Annotated in this window: 10 protein-coding genes, 3 tRNA genes and 3 rRNA genes; 13 read left to right on the forward strand and 3 right to left on the reverse strand. The window is 42.6% G+C overall.

Annotation, left to right across the window (positions count from 1 at the left end; translation table 11 throughout):
* The first annotated feature begins 3 nt into the window (after positions 1-3).
* Both aroE and GTH25_RS00830 read left to right on the forward strand, forming a co-directional pair.
* A complete protein-coding gene (aroE, locus tag GTH25_RS00825; protein ID WP_075674032.1) occupies positions 4-828 on the forward strand; it encodes a shikimate dehydrogenase in 825 nt (274 codons plus the stop codon).
* Positions 825-1,085: a DUF1488 family protein gene (locus GTH25_RS00830; RefSeq protein ID WP_075674031.1), complete on the forward strand. Its 261-nt coding sequence runs from the start codon at positions 825-827 to the stop codon at positions 1,083-1,085. The genes aroE and GTH25_RS00830 overlap by 4 nt, the downstream gene beginning before the upstream one ends.
* Here the strand turns inward: GTH25_RS00830 and GTH25_RS00835 are convergent.
* Positions 1,061-1,624 carry a gamma carbonic anhydrase family protein gene (locus GTH25_RS00835; RefSeq protein ID WP_075674030.1) on the reverse strand — a complete coding sequence of 188 codons (564 nt, stop codon included), beginning with the start codon at positions 1,622-1,624 and terminating at the stop codon, positions 1,061-1,063. The two genes, GTH25_RS00830 and GTH25_RS00835, sit on opposite strands and share 25 nt — an antisense overlap.
* 613 nt (positions 1,625-2,237) lie before the next feature.
* Here GTH25_RS00835 and GTH25_RS00840 point away from each other — a divergent pair.
* The 6 genes from GTH25_RS00840 to GTH25_RS00865 all read left to right on the forward strand — a co-directional run bounded on the left by GTH25_RS00840 (position 2,238) and on the right by GTH25_RS00865 (position 7,631).
* Positions 2,238-3,780: ribosomal RNA gene (locus GTH25_RS00840) — 16S ribosomal RNA — on the forward strand.
* 84 nt (positions 3,781-3,864) lie between these two features.
* Positions 3,865-3,940 (forward strand) — tRNA-Glu (locus tag GTH25_RS00845).
* Between the two features lie 241 nt (positions 3,941-4,181).
* Positions 4,182-7,189 (forward strand): 23S ribosomal RNA (locus tag GTH25_RS00850).
* Between the two features lie 116 nt (positions 7,190-7,305).
* A 5S ribosomal RNA gene (rrf, locus tag GTH25_RS00855) occupies positions 7,306-7,421 on the forward strand.
* The 16S, 23S and 5S rRNA genes sit together here with 3 tRNA genes alongside, the layout of an rRNA operon.
* A gap of 50 nt (positions 7,422-7,471) precedes the next feature.
* A tRNA-Asp gene (locus GTH25_RS00860) sits at positions 7,472-7,548 on the forward strand.
* A gap of 7 nt (positions 7,549-7,555) precedes the next feature.
* Positions 7,556-7,631: transfer RNA gene (locus GTH25_RS00865), tRNA-Trp, on the forward strand.
* Positions 7,632-7,879: 248 nt separating this feature from the next.
* On the opposite strand, the gene hdfR is transcribed toward GTH25_RS00865, so the two are convergent.
* Positions 7,880-8,701: an HTH-type transcriptional regulator HdfR gene (gene hdfR, locus GTH25_RS00870; RefSeq protein WP_075674375.1), complete on the reverse strand. Its 822-nt coding sequence runs from the start codon at positions 8,699-8,701 to the stop codon at positions 7,880-7,882.
* 115 nt (positions 8,702-8,816) lie between these two features.
* Here hdfR and GTH25_RS00875 point away from each other — a divergent pair, with 115 nt between their 5' ends.
* On the forward strand, positions 8,817-9,155 hold the full coding sequence (locus GTH25_RS00875; RefSeq protein ID WP_072070866.1) for a MaoP family protein: 339 nt from the start codon (positions 8,817-8,819) through the stop codon (positions 9,153-9,155).
* Between the two features lie 46 nt (positions 9,156-9,201).
* Here GTH25_RS00875 and GTH25_RS00880 read toward each other — a convergent pair whose 3' ends face one another.
* On the reverse strand, positions 9,202-10,734 hold the full coding sequence (locus tag GTH25_RS00880) for a YifB family Mg chelatase-like AAA ATPase (protein WP_075674374.1): 1,533 nt from the start codon (positions 10,732-10,734) through the stop codon (positions 9,202-9,204).
* Between the two features lie 451 nt (positions 10,735-11,185).
* On the opposite strand from GTH25_RS00880, the gene ilvL reads away from it, so the two are divergent.
* From ilvL to ilvE, 4 genes are all read left to right on the forward strand, one after another.
* On the forward strand, positions 11,186-11,287 hold the full coding sequence (ilvL, locus tag GTH25_RS00885) for an ilv operon leader peptide (protein ID WP_071788577.1): 102 nt from the start codon (positions 11,186-11,188) through the stop codon (positions 11,285-11,287).
* A 130-nt stretch (positions 11,288-11,417) separates the two neighbouring features.
* The gene (gene ilvG / locus GTH25_RS00890; protein ID WP_164530267.1) at positions 11,418-13,067 is read left to right on the forward strand and encodes an acetolactate synthase 2 catalytic subunit; all 1,650 of its coding nucleotides are present in this window, start codon (positions 11,418-11,420) and stop codon (positions 13,065-13,067) included.
* Positions 13,064-13,339, forward strand: coding sequence for an acetolactate synthase 2 small subunit (gene ilvM / locus GTH25_RS00895; RefSeq protein WP_075674044.1), 276 nt, complete (start codon positions 13,064-13,066; stop codon positions 13,337-13,339). The genes ilvG and ilvM overlap by 4 nt, the downstream gene beginning before the upstream one ends.
* Positions 13,340-13,349: 10 nt before the next feature.
* Positions 13,350-14,276 (forward strand): branched-chain-amino-acid transaminase, encoded by a 927-nt coding sequence (gene ilvE, locus GTH25_RS00900; RefSeq protein WP_023583659.1) that lies wholly within the window; start codon positions 13,350-13,352, stop codon positions 14,274-14,276.
* Positions 14,277-14,345: the final 69 nt, after the last annotated feature.

A 14,345-nucleotide genomic window follows, 5' to 3' on the forward strand; every position in this document is an offset into this window, starting at 1 on the left:
GTGATGGAAAAATATTTAGTGATGGGAAATCCTATCGAGCATAGTCAGTCTCCTTTCATCCACCAATTTTTTTCAAAACAAACAGGAATAGAGTATGGCTATGGACGTTTACTTGTTCCTTTAGGTGAATTTGACAAAACAGCCTCACATTTTTTTTCTAATGGGGGGCGGGGTGCTAATGTTACAGTTCCTTTTAAAGAAGATGCATTCCACTTTGTGGATAAATTAACGGATAGAGCGAAAGCATGTGGTGCAGTTAACTCTATTGTTAAATTGGAAGATGGCTCACTCCTTGGTGATAACACTGACGGGCAAGGACTTATTTTGGATTTAGCTAGACTCGATTTTATTGTGCCTAGTAAGGTTAAATCAGTCTTAGTTATTGGCGCTGGTGGTGCAACAAGAGGAATATTGCTTCCATTACTCGATTTTGATTGTGATATTACTTTAACCAACCGTACATTTGCCAAAGCTGAACAATTAGTAAAAGAATTTAGTCAGTTTGGAACGATCCGAGCAATAGCTACTGAAGATGTTGCCGATAGACATTATGATTTAATTATAAATGCCTCTGCATCCAGCATGACTAATGATTTACCGCCTATTCCTAACGATGTTTATGGTTTTGATACAGCGTGCTACGACCTTTATTATCAAACAGGGATGACATCATTTCTATATAACGCACTAAAACATGGAAGTACACGTTTATCAGATGGATTAGGTATGTTAGTAGGACAAGCCGCTTATGCATTTGAACTGTGGTATGAACTTGTGCCAGATGTTAATCCTGTCCTTAATGTATTAAGAGAAAGATTGAATCAATGAACCAATCCATTCAATTTCCAGATCGTGAAATATGGCTAGCGGAGAATAGGAGTGTTCTTTTTCCTATAATGATCAACGGAATGCTTTTTGATTGTCTAATTACAGAGCACGAGCTTATCGAGCGTTTTGGTGTTGGGGAAGGAATTTTGTTATTTAAACAAAATCGTTGGGATATTGAAGAAGAATTTGAAGAGTTGGTAACGGAATATGAGTTATCAACTCTCCATCCTATCTATTCTTTATCAATGGCTGATTGACGAGTAGCTAAATAGTTATTTTTCCACCCGACATAATTATTAGCAGAATAGATAAAGTGCTCTATTTCTGCTGATGAAAGTGGGCGGATTTTTTTCACTGGACTTCCTAAATAAAGAAAACCACTTTCAAGTCGCTTTCCTGGTGGAACTAAACTACCTGCGCCAATCATTACATCGTCTTCAATAATTGCACCATCAAGTAAAATAGCACCCATTCCGACTAAAACACGATCTCCTATTGTGCACCCGTGTAACATTGCTTTGTGCCCAACAGTAACATTATCACCAATAATAAGAGGAAAACCTTCTGGATCCTTGGGTGAGATGTGAGTGACATGAAGAACTGAACCATCTTGAATATTTGATCTTTTGCCAATACTCACGTAATTCACATCACCGCGAATAACAACCATAGGCCAGATACTGACATCTTCACTAATACGTACGTCTCCAATCACAGTTGCTGTTTCATCAATAAAAACATTTTTATCAATAGAAGGCGAAAGGTGTAAGTAATTCCTGATTGTGGATTTCCCCATAATTTAACCTCGTTTTTGGTTTCACTTTATAATAAGAAAAGCATAGCAACGGATAGGGCAGGCTGGCGAGAGCAATGATTTTTATACTGTAAGACTATAAAAATCGATAATAAAGGGGAAAATAGAGTAATAGAGTGTGATTGATAGAATATACCGAATAGACAATAACAAGATAAAGCGTATATTTTTTATACACAAAAGATGTTTTTTGTATCAAAAATAGACGTAAAGTTCAAAAAGAGAACGAACAGAAAAAAAGTTGAAATAAATACTTGCGCTAATCCGAGAACTCCCTATAATGCGCATCCACTGACCGACGATGAGCTGACAACAGCCACGAAGGACGGCGAAGAGAAAAGAAAAAAGTTTGAAAAAACTCTTGACTCTTCAGAGGAATAACGTAATATACGCCTCCTCGCAACAACGCAGAAGACCGGAAACGGCAGCGAATGTTGCACTGCTCTTTAACAAATTATCAGACAATCTGTGTGGGCACTCGCAGAGACGATATCTTCTAAAATATTAGATGTATCAAGTCTTGAAGAGTGAACAACAAAAGTAAATTCATTTATGAATAGCTAAGTTTTCGATTTCTTTGAGCATCAAACACTTTTAATTGAAGAGTTTGATCATGGCTCAGATTGAACGCTGGCGGCAGGCCTAACACATGCAAGTCGAGCGGTAACAGGAGAAAGCTTGCTTTCTTGCTGACGAGCGGCGGACGGGTGAGTAATGTATGGGGATCTGCCCGATAGAGGGGGATAACTACTGGAAACGGTGGCTAATACCGCATGACGTCTACGGACCAAAGCAGGGGCTCTTCGGACCTTGCGCTATCGGATGAACCCATATGGGATTAGCTAGTAGGTGGGGTAAAGGCTCACCTAGGCGACGATCTCTAGCTGGTCTGAGAGGATGATCAGCCACACTGGGACTGAGACACGGCCCAGACTCCTACGGGAGGCAGCAGTGGGGAATATTGCACAATGGGCGCAAGCCTGATGCAGCCATGCCGCGTGTATGAAGAAGGCCTTAGGGTTGTAAAGTACTTTCAGCGGGGAGGAAGGTGTTAAGATTAATACTCTTAGCAATTGACGTTACCCGCAGAAGAAGCACCGGCTAACTCCGTGCCAGCAGCCGCGGTAATACGGAGGGTGCAAGCGTTAATCGGAATTACTGGGCGTAAAGCGCACGCAGGCGGTCAATTAAGTCAGATGTGAAAGCCCCGAGCTTAACTTGGGAATTGCATCTGAAACTGGTTGGCTAGAGTCTTGTAGAGGGGGGTAGAATTCCACGTGTAGCGGTGAAATGCGTAGAGATGTGGAGGAATACCGGTGGCGAAGGCGGCCCCCTGGACAAAGACTGACGCTCAGGTGCGAAAGCGTGGGGAGCAAACAGGATTAGATACCCTGGTAGTCCACGCTGTAAACGATGTCGATTTAGAGGTTGTGGTCTTGAACCGTGGCTTCTGGAGCTAACGCGTTAAATCGACCGCCTGGGGAGTACGGCCGCAAGGTTAAAACTCAAATGAATTGACGGGGGCCCGCACAAGCGGTGGAGCATGTGGTTTAATTCGATGCAACGCGAAGAACCTTACCTACTCTTGACATCCAGCGAATCCTTTAGAGATAGAGGAGTGCCTTCGGGAACGCTGAGACAGGTGCTGCATGGCTGTCGTCAGCTCGTGTTGTGAAATGTTGGGTTAAGTCCCGCAACGAGCGCAACCCTTATCCTTTGTTGCCAGCGCGTGATGGCGGGAACTCAAAGGAGACTGCCGGTGATAAACCGGAGGAAGGTGGGGATGACGTCAAGTCATCATGGCCCTTACGAGTAGGGCTACACACGTGCTACAATGGCAGATACAAAGAGAAGCGACCTCGCGAGAGCAAGCGGAACTCATAAAGTCTGTCGTAGTCCGGATTGGAGTCTGCAACTCGACTCCATGAAGTCGGAATCGCTAGTAATCGTAGATCAGAATGCTACGGTGAATACGTTCCCGGGCCTTGTACACACCGCCCGTCACACCATGGGAGTGGGTTGCAAAAGAAGTAGGTAGCTTAACCTTCGGGAGGGCGCTTACCACTTTGTGATTCATGACTGGGGTGAAGTCGTAACAAGGTAACCGTAGGGGAACCTGCGGTTGGATCACCTCCTTACCTAAGAGATACGTGTTATGTGCAGTGCTCACACAGATTGTCTGATGAAGAACGAGCAAAAGCGCGTCTGCGAAGCTGACTGAAGTCCCCTTCGTCTAGAGGCCTAGGACACCGCCCTTTCACGGCGGTAACAGGGGTTCGAATCCCCTAGGGGACGCCAATTGCGCGGTATGAGTGAAAGGCGTACCACACTATAGTCTGATGCAAGTCAGAGAATAGTTAAGATAATTCGTATGAGTTATTTTACCTATTATGCTCTTTAACAATCTGGAACAAGCTGAAAAATTGAAAACAAATCAATATATCACCGAGGTATATTGATGAGTCTCTCAAAATCTCAGACCTTGAAGTGTGACACTCCAAGACATTTGTCTTCGAGAAGAAACATCTTCGGGTTGTGAGGTTAAGCGAATAAGCGTACACGGTGGATGCCTAGGCAATCAGAGGCGATGAAGGACGTGCTAATCTGCGATAAGCGTCGGTAAGGTGATATGAACCGTTATACCCGACGATTTCCGAATGGGGAAACCCAATATCCAATGGATATTATCATTAACTGAATACATAGGTTAATGAAGCGAACCGGGAGAACTGAAACATCTCAGTACCCCGAGGAAAAGAAATCAACCGAGATTCCCCTAGTAGCGGCGAGCGAACGGGGAACAGCCCAGAGTCTTAATCAATAGCAGCATCAGGAGAACGGTCTGGAAAGTCCGGCAGTAAAGGGTGATAGCCCCGTATCCGAAGATGCTGTTATTGTGAACTCGACGAGTAGGGCGGGACACGTGTTATCCTGTCTGAATATGGGGGGACCATCCTCCAAGGCTAAATACTCCTGATTGACCGATAGTGAACCAGTACCGTGAGGGAAAGGCGAAAAGAACCCCGGCGAGGGGAGTGAAAAAGAACCTGAAACCGTGTACGTACAAGCAGTAGGAGCCCCACCACTAAGCTAGTGGTGAACTCACAGCGATTCTTTTGCATGATAATGTGCGGTAGACGGAGCGAATGCGACGTCCAACCAACAAAATCAAGCAGAGGAGGCTTAGTGGTGGGGTGACTGCGTACCTTTTGTATAATGGGTCAGCGACTTATATTCTGTAGCAAGGTTAACCGTATAGGGGAGCCGTAGGGAAACCGAGTCTTAACTGGGCGAATGAGTTGCAGGGTATAGACCCGAAACCCGGTGATCTATCCATGGGCAGGTTGAAGGTTGGGTAACACTAACTGGAGGACCGAACCGACTAATGTTGAAAAATTAGCGGATGACTTGTGGATGGGGGTGAAAGGCCAATCAAACCGGGAGATAGCTGGTTCTCCCCGAAAGCTATTTAGGTAGCGCCTCGTGAATTCATCTTCGGGGGTAGAGCACTGTTTCGACTAGGGGGTCATCCCGACTTACCAACTCGATGCAAACTGCGAATACCGAAGAATGTTATCACGGGAGACACACGGCGGGTGCTAACGTCCGTCGTGAAGAGGGAAACAACCCAGACCGCCAGCTAAGGTCCCAAAGTCATGGTTAAGTGGGAAACGAAGTGGGAAGGCTCAGACAGCCAGGATGTTGGCTTAGAAGCAGCCATCATTTAAAGAAAGCGTAATAGCTCACTGGTCGAGTCGGCCCGCGCGGAAGATGTAACGGGGCTAAACCATGCACCGAAGCTGCGGCAGCGACACTAAGTGTTGTTGGGTAGGGGAGCGTTCTGTAAGCCTGCGAAGGTGTACTGTGAGGTATGCTGGAGGTATCAGAAGTGCGAATGCTGACATAAGTAACGATAATGCGGGTGAAAAACCCGCACGCCGGAAGACCAAGGGTTCCTGTCCAACGTTAATCGGGGCAGGGTGAGTCGACCCCTAAGGCGAGGCTGAAAAGCGTAGTCGATGGGAAACGGGTTAATATTCCCGTACTGGTGGTAACTGCGATGGGGGAACGGAGAAGGCTAGGTTGTCCGGGCGACGGTCGTCCCGGTTCAAGCATGTAGGCAGAGTGATTAGGCAAATCCGGTCACTTAATGCTGAGGTGTGATGACGAACCACTAAGGTGGTGAAGCAATTGATGCCCTGCTTCCAGGAAAAGCCTCTAAGCTTCAGGTTACCAACAATCGTACCCCAAACCGACACAGGTGGTCAGGTAGAGAATACTCAGGCGCTTGAGAGAACTCGGGTGAAGGAACTAGGCAAAATGGTGCCGTAACTTCGGGAGAAGGCACGCTGGCGGTAAGTGAAGTCCCTTGCGGACGGAGCCGAAGCCAGTCGAAGATACCAGCTGGCTGCAACTGTTTATTAAAAACACAGCACTGTGCAAACACGAAAGTGGACGTATACGGTGTGACGCCTGCCCGGTGCTGGAAGGTTAATTGATGGGGTTATCCTTAGGGAGAAGCTCTTGATCGAAGCCCCAGTAAACGGCGGCCGTAACTATAACGGTCCTAAGGTAGCGAAATTCCTTGTCGGGTAAGTTCCGACCTGCACGAATGGCGTAATGATGGCCAGGCTGTCTCCACCCGAGACTCAGTGAAATTGAACTCGCTGTGAAGATGCAGTGTACCCGCGGCAAGACGGAAAGACCCCGTGAACCTTTACTATAGCTTGACACTGAACATTGAGCCTTGATGTGTAGGATAGGTGGGAGACTATGAAGTGTGGACGCCAGTCTGCATGGAGTCAACCTTGAAATACCACCCTTTAACGTTTGATGTTCTAACCTAGGTCCATAATCTGGATCGGGGACCGTGTCTGGTGGGTAGTTTGACTGGGGCGGTCTCCTCCTAAAGAGTAACGGAGGAGCACGAAGGTTGGCTAAGCATGGTCGGACATCATGCGGTTAGTGCAAAGGCATAAGCCAGCTTGACTGTGAGAGTGACGGCTCGAGCAGGTACGAAAGTAGGTCTTAGTGATCCGGTGGTTCTGAATGGAAGGGCCATCGCTCAACGGATAAAAGGTACTCCGGGGATAACAGGCTGATACCGCCCAAGAGTTCATATCGACGGCGGTGTTTGGCACCTCGATGTCGGCTCATCACATCCTGGGGCTGAAGTAGGTCCCAAGGGTATGGCTGTTCGCCATTTAAAGTGGTACGCGAGCTGGGTTTAGAACGTCGTGAGACAGTTCGGTCCCTATCTGCCGTGGGCGTTGGAAGATTGAGAGGGGTTGCTCCTAGTACGAGAGGACCGGAGTGAACGCACCACTGGTGTTCGGGTTGTCATGCCAATGGCATTGCCCGGTAGCTAAGTGCGGAAGAGATAACCGCTGAAAGCATCTAAGCGGGAAACTTGCCTCGAGATGAGTCTTCCCTGTCACCTAGAGTGACCTAAAGGAACGTTTAAGACTAAGACGTTGATAGGCTGGGTGTGTAAGCGTAGCGATACGTTGAGCTAACCAGTACTAATGAACCGTGAGGCTTAACCTGACAACACCGAAGGTGTTTTGTCTGAGAGACGATAGTAGATGAAGTAGGCTTGTTTAAGATTGAACATTGCTGGTTACGAAGAGAAATCGAAGTAACGGGTGATTAAACAGAATTTGCTTGGCGGCCATAGCGCAGCGGACCCACCTGAATCCATGCCGAACTCAGAAGTGAAACGTTGTAGCGCCGATGGTAGTGTGGGGCCTCCCCATGTGAGAGTAGGGAACTGCCAGGCATCAATTAAAGCGTTAGTGTTTAATAACATTAGTCGCACAAAGAATACGCGGAGCGGTAGTTCAGTTGGTTAGAATACCTGCCTGTCACGCAGGGGGTCGCGGGTTCGAGTCCCGTCCGTTCCGCCAACTATTTAGGGGCGTAGTTCAATTGGTAGAGCACCGGTCTCCAAAACCGGGTGTTGGGAGTTCGAGCCTCTCCGCCCCTGCCAGTTACCAATTAAGTAATAACAAAATTTATACTTCTTTGTAGCCCAGTTAATTAACTGGGCTTTTTGTTATTTATATATTCTCAATATTTACTGCTCAAAACACTCATCAACTAACCTACCAATACACTCCTTTTACCAATGTTTATGGGTAATATTCTCTGTTATATATTATGAATTTTAGAGATAAAGCTTAAATCTAAAAGTTATTCGTTAATATCATGGATAACTGTATAGAGTAGATTTAAGCTTTATTGATTATTTATCGGCTGTTTTAATAGTTGTTGTATCAATACTTGCTGATCACTAGTATTTAGCCAAACCGCAAATAAAGGTTTTTGAATAATTTCTGTTGAGGCAGGAGCAAGATCTGAATAAAGATCGAGCCAATGTGTAGGTAGAAACGCAGCTGCTTGCGTTGTTTTCATTAATTGATAAGCAATCATTGCGGAATTAGTGGTCAAAATAGGATCAATTTTTTGCGCTACACCATTAGGAATAAAAGGCTGAAAATCAGCGCTCCATTCAATTTTAATAAATTGTGCTATTTCTTCTGTTTTATTTGATGCTATTTTCATCAACTGGAAAGTAATATCACCAATAATTTTACTTTCTAGTTCATCCATCTTTGGTGATTCAGTCGTAAAAAGAAGATCGAGCTCTCTTGCATGAAGTTGTTTTACAAGAGATTGCCTTGTAGAGACTCTAGATTCGATTCTGAGCTCTTTTCTTTCTAGATAAGATTCCTGTAACCAAGATGTTAGATATGCTTCCCAGAGTGATGCTGTGGCGCCAATTGATAGCTCTGAATGTTGAGAAGCATGGCTAATCTCTTTTTTAGCGAGAAGCCATGTATTCATTAACGATTCAGCATAAGGGATCAGCCTTTCACCAGCGACAGTTAGACGAATATTATTACGATGGCGTGTAAACAGATTTGTACCTAACTGTGTTTCCAATTGTCGTATTCTAAAACTAACCGCAGACTGCGTTAAATAAAGAGATTCAGCGGCTCGTCCAAAGTGTCTAGTCTTACTGACTTCCAAAAAGGTTTTCAGTAATTCGGTATCCACATCTATCTCCAAAAAAATTTGTCGTTACGATTTAAATATTTTGTTTTACAGAACCGCATGACTATCTAATACTCCGCGCCATAAGTATGACGATAGAGAATTAGGAGTGTGTCAGATGGCAGAAAGTTTTATCACGACTAATCGTTTTTTTGACAATAAACATTATCCGCGTGGTTTTTCTCGTCATGGCGATTTCACTATCAAGGAATCCCAGATATTGGAACGTCATGGTCAAGCCTTTAATGAACTTGATTTAGGCAAACGAGAGCCAACAACCGAAACGGAAAAATTATTTGTTGCCATGTGTCGTGGCGAACGAGAAGCAGCAACGGTCGAAGAAAAAATTTGGAAGAAATATACTAGTCGTATAAGTCGTCCAAAACGTTTTCATACATTATCGGGTGGAAAGCCGCAGCTCGATCCATCTGATGACTATACCGACTCTGATGATTAATATCATTAGTTTTAGTTAAAAGGGGCGTATTTTCGCTCCTTTTTATTTACCCATCTAGTTGTTTCTGTAAATAGATCATTAATCTATCCATTGCACGAAAGCTTAATGCTTCAATTAAATGATTTCTTTGTATTTTCTCTTCATTCTCAAGGTCTGCGATAGTTCTCGATACTCGTAAAATCTTATGCCAAGCTCGTATTGATAATCCTAATTTATTTAGTGTGTCTTCAAGAAAAGTTGCATCACTAGTATTTAACGAGCAATAGCATTCAATCTCTTTTCCGGTTAAATAAGTATTCACTTTTCCACCTCGTTCAAATTGCTTTTCTCTTGCTTTTAGAACACGTTCTCTAATTGTAGTACTACTTTCCGCGGTAAGTGTAGGATGAATAAGCGCGCCTTGAGGAAGCAGTGGCATTTCGACAGATAAATCAAACCTATCTAAAAATGGTCCAGAAACCTTGTTTAAATAGCGCAGGATCTGTTTTATTGGTACTCGATTGTGATTACCTTGATAGTGCCCTGTTGGGCTTGGATTTAATGCACCGACCAATAATACGTTGGCAGGGTAGCTTATTTTGGCTTTTGCTCGAGAAATAGTAATTTCTCTAGCATCTAGAGGTTCTCGTAATGCATCGAGTACACGGCGTTCGAATTCAGGCAGTTCATCTAAAAATAAAATACCATGATGTGCTAATGTAATTTCTCCTGGTTTAGGAAGGGAACCTCCTCCTGTTAAAGCAACAGCAGAGGAAGTATGATGTGGGGCCCTAAATGGTCTTGTAGGCCACTTTTTTTCATCAAATGTCACTCCTCTTAAACTACTAATGATTAATACATCAAGTGCTTCTTTAGTAGTTAAAGGTGGAAGAAGCGTACTTATCCTTTGCGCTAACATTGTTTTGCCTGTTCCTGGTGGGCCAAGAAATAAAATATTGTGATTTCCTGCTGCTGTGATTTCTGCTGCTCTTTTTGCATTGTTTTGGCCAATTATATCGCTCATATCTTTATTATCTTGATTTTCAATTTCATCGTTAATAATAAAATTTTCTGTTTCAATTAATGGCGTATTATTTTCTAGGTGATGGCAAATTTCTAAAAGATGAGAGGCTAATAAAGCCGATTTATTGGGTAATAATGAAACTTCAGTTTGATGTTCTGTTGATACAATACATATTCGACGATCTTTTGAAGCACTAAGAATTGATGGAATAACTGCATTAACTCGTTGTAATTTACCAGAAAGCGCAAGCTCTCCAATAAACTCATAACGTTCTAATTTATTTGATGTTAATTGTTCAGATGCAATTAATATTGCAAGTGCAATAGGTAAATCATAACGCGCACCTTCTTTAGGTAAATCGGCTGGTGATAGATTAATTGTTATTCTTTTTGCAGGATAAGTATATCCGCTATTAATTAGTGCACTTCTTACTCTGTCTTTTGCTTCTTTTACGACTGTCTCTGGTAATCCAACTAATGTTAATCCGGGTAATCCCTGGCTAATATGAGCCTCAATAGTAATAAGCGGAGCTGATATTCCTAGAGAGGCACGTGTATATATTATTGCTAATGCCATTTTTTATTCTCCATTATTTTTCTCTTTTTAAATTATTTTTTCTTTTGTGTTAAATAGAGAGTTAAATAAATGAGAAGTATCTCGAAAATAACATAATGCATTGAAATATAATGGTTAATTTAACAAATGAATAATTTAATAAATTAATATAAATATAATAAAAAATATGTTCTCTTTTAGGCATTAAATAATGACGTGTAATAGTATAAAAAATAAAACAACAGGTTTTTTATTGGCATTAATAACTAAAAAATAAATATTTTATAGATAAATGTTCTGGTTGTGATTTGGGGTATAAAAATATGTATAAAATTCATTGCGTTGTGATTATTTTTAAAATAAACGTTGTCAATTCTAAAATATCATGATAACTCTAAAAGGACAGAGTGAAAGAAAACACAACATAACAGAACAAACATACATTTTTAATAAGAAAAGAAGTTATAAAACTATGAATACTATCGTCCTAGTGATTAGCCTAATTATTGTCAGCGTGGTGGTGATTATTAACCCACCGTGCGGGGCTGCACTAGGACGAAGAAAGGCTAACTAAACTAGCCGGATCTCTTAAAAACCCCCGCACCGAAAGGCGCGGGGGTTTTTTTTGAGCCTCAGTTTGAAAAAGAGATTAAGTAGAAAATAAATTCAAATTAAACAAGAAGTTAAGATGGCAGGGTGAGAAAATGAATGGAGCACAGTGGTTAGTACAGGCATTACGAAAACATCAAATCGAAACAGTCTTTGGTTATCCTGGTGGTGCGATCATGCCTGTTTACGATGCCCTTTATGATGGCGGTGTTGAACATGTTTTATGTCGCCATGAACAAGGTGCTGCAATTGCTGCTATTGGTTTTGCTCGCTCTACAGGTACAACGAGTGTTTGTATCGCGACATCAGGCCCAGGCGCTACTAATGTTATCACTGGACTTGCTGATGCATTGTTAGATTCTGTGCCTGTTGTTGCCATCACAGGGCAAGTTGCTTCTGATTTAATAGGAACAGATGCATTCCAAGAAATTGACGTTTTAGGACTTTCATTAGCGTGTACAAAACATAGTTTTTTAGTTTCGACCGTTGATGAATTACCAAGAGTGTTATCAGAGGCATTTTCTATCGCATCTCAAGGTCGCCCTGGGCCTGTTTTAATTGATATTCCTAAAGATGTTCAATTGGCTGATGCTTCCCATTTATCAAGTTATGAATTGCCAGAAGAACAAGAGTTTCCCTATCCGATACAAGAGCTGGCTCAAGCTAAGCAAATGTTAGCGAAGGCACAAAAACCTATTTTGTATGTAGGTGGTGGCGTTGCCATGAGTAATGCTGTGGAAACGTTAAGAGAATTTGTGACGCAAACAGAAATGCCCGTTGTTTCTACTTTAAAAGGATTAGGTTGTGCTGATGCATTAGATGCCAATTATTTAGGCATGTTAGGTATGCATGGTACTAAAGCGGCAAATTATGCTGTTCAGCGTAGTGATCTATTAATTGCTGTTGGTGCACGTTTTGATGATCGCGTAACGGGTCGATTAAATACTTTTGCACCTAATGCCAAGGTTATCCATATCGATATCGACTATGCAGAATTAAATAAATTGAAACAGGCGCATGTTGCGTTATTGGGTGATGCAAAAGTGTTGTTACCGGCTTTGTCTCAGCCATTATCTATCACAGCTTGGCAACAAGAGGTTCAAGAATTAAAAGCAGAACACGCATGGCGTTACGACCACCCAGGCTCTGCAATTTATGCACCGTTATTATTAAAACAATTATCAGATGCGAAATCTGAAAATACAGTTGTGACAACAGATGTCGGCCAACATCAAATGTGGTCAGCGCAACATATGACATTTGATGCACCTGAAAATTTTATTACCTCAAGTGGTTTAGGCACGATGGGATTTGGTATCCCTGCCGCGGTTGGAGCTCAAATTGCTAGACCTGATGCATGTGTTATCTGTGTATCTGGTGATGGCTCTTTTATGATGAATGTGCAGGAATTGGGGACAATTAAACGTAAACAATTACCTGTCAAATTGGTGTTATTAGATAACCAACGTCTTGGTATGGTTCGCCAATGGCAAGAGCTGTTTTTTGAACAACGTTATAGCGAAACTATTTTAACAGACAATCCCGATTTTGTTGCCTTAGCTAACGCTTTTGATATTCCTGGGCAACGTATCACAGAAAAAGCACAAGTTGCTGATGCAATAAAATGTTTATTAGAGAGCGATGGCCCTTATTTATTACAGGTATCTATCGATGACGCAGAAAATGTCTGGCCTTTAGTTCCGCCGGGCGCAAGTAATGATGAGATGATGGAGAAATCAAAATGAACCAACACAATATCACAATTGAAGCCCGTTTTTGTCCAGAGATCTTAGAACGTATCCTGAGAGTTATCCGTCATCGTGGTTTTCATATATGCTCAATGAATATGAATATCACAGAGAGCAACAATATCAATTTAAGTTTAACGGTGAGTAGTCAGCGCCCATTAGAACTTCTGTGCAGCCAGTTAACAAAATTAGCTGATGTTGCAGGTATTCAAGTATCACATCAACAGAAAGAAAAATTACGATTCATGAGTGCACTAAGTGCCATGTAAGGATAAAAGAATGACAAAGCAAGCTGATTATATTTGGTTTAACGGTGAAATGGTTCCATGGGCTGAGGCCAAGGTTCATGTAATGTCTCACGCATTGCATTATGGTACTTCCGTATTTGAAGGTGTGCGTTGTTACAATTCTCATAAAGGACCTGTGGTATTTCGCCATCGTGAGCATATGCAACGTTTACATGACTCAGCCAAAATCTACCGTATGCCTGTCGAGCAAAGCGTTGATGAGTTAATGGAAGCGTGTCGTGAAACCTTACGTAAAAACAAATTAGTCAGTGCTTATATTCGGCCATTAGTTTTTATTGGTGATGTCGGTATGGGGGTTAATCCACCAGCAGGCTATAAAACAGATGTGATCATTGCTGCATTCCCATGGGGAGCATATCTCGGTGAAGAAGCTTTAGATAAAGGTATTGATGCAATGGTTTCTTCTTGGCACCGTGCGGCACCAAATACTATTCCAACCGCAGCTAAAGCGGGTGGTAACTATTTATCTTCATTATTAGTAGGAAGTGAAGCTCGCCGTCATGGTTATCAAGAAGGGATTGCATTAGATGTTCATGGCTATTTATCTGAAGGTGCCGGTGAAAACCTATTTGAAGTAAAAGATGGTGTTATTTTTACACCTCCATTTACTTCATCAGCACTGCCGGGGATTACGCGTGATGCCATCATCAAATTAGCAAAAGATCTTGGTTATGAAGTGCGTGAACAAGTGCTTTCTCGTGAATCACTTTATCTTGCAGACGAAGTCTTTATGTCAGGTACCGCAGCAGAGATAACCCCAGTACGTAGTGTGGATGGTATTCAAGTGGGTATCGGGCGTTGTGGTCCTGTGACCAAAGCAATTCAAAAAGCCTTCTTTGGTCTGTTCACAGGTGAAACAGAAGATAAATACGGCTGGTTAGATCCAATCAATTCATAAACATAATCAAATAAATTTGTTTAGCGGGTAGATCGTTCCCTACTCGCTTTCTTTATCGCAGGAGTGTGA

The sequence above is a fragment of the Proteus terrae subsp. cibarius genome (assembly GCF_011045835.1).
Lineage (GTDB): Bacteria > Pseudomonadota > Gammaproteobacteria > Enterobacterales > Enterobacteriaceae > Proteus > Proteus cibarius.

Excerpts from the sequence above, each read along its gene's own strand:
- GTH25_RS00835 (WP_075674030.1), bottom strand. The coding sequence starts at position 1,624 with ATGGGGAAATCCACAATCAGGAATTACTTACACCTTTCGCCTTCTATT.
- ilvG (WP_164530267.1), top strand. The coding sequence starts at position 11,418 with ATGAATGGAGCACAGTGGTTAGTACAGGCATTACGAAAACATCAAATC.
- GTH25_RS00830 (WP_075674031.1), top strand. The coding sequence starts at position 825 with ATGAACCAATCCATTCAATTTCCAGATCGTGAAATATGGCTAGCGGAG.
- aroE (WP_075674032.1), top strand. The coding sequence starts at position 4 with ATGGAAAAATATTTAGTGATGGGAAATCCTATCGAGCATAGTCAGTCT.
- GTH25_RS00880 (WP_075674374.1), bottom strand. The coding sequence starts at position 10,734 with ATGGCATTAGCAATAATATATACACGTGCCTCTCTAGGAATATCAGCT.
- ilvM (WP_075674044.1), top strand. The coding sequence starts at position 13,064 with ATGAACCAACACAATATCACAATTGAAGCCCGTTTTTGTCCAGAGATC.
- GTH25_RS00875 (WP_072070866.1), top strand. The coding sequence starts at position 8,817 with ATGGCAGAAAGTTTTATCACGACTAATCGTTTTTTTGACAATAAACAT.
- ilvE (WP_023583659.1), top strand. The coding sequence starts at position 13,350 with ATGACAAAGCAAGCTGATTATATTTGGTTTAACGGTGAAATGGTTCCA.
- ilvL (WP_071788577.1), top strand. The coding sequence starts at position 11,186 with ATGAATACTATCGTCCTAGTGATTAGCCTAATTATTGTCAGCGTGGTG.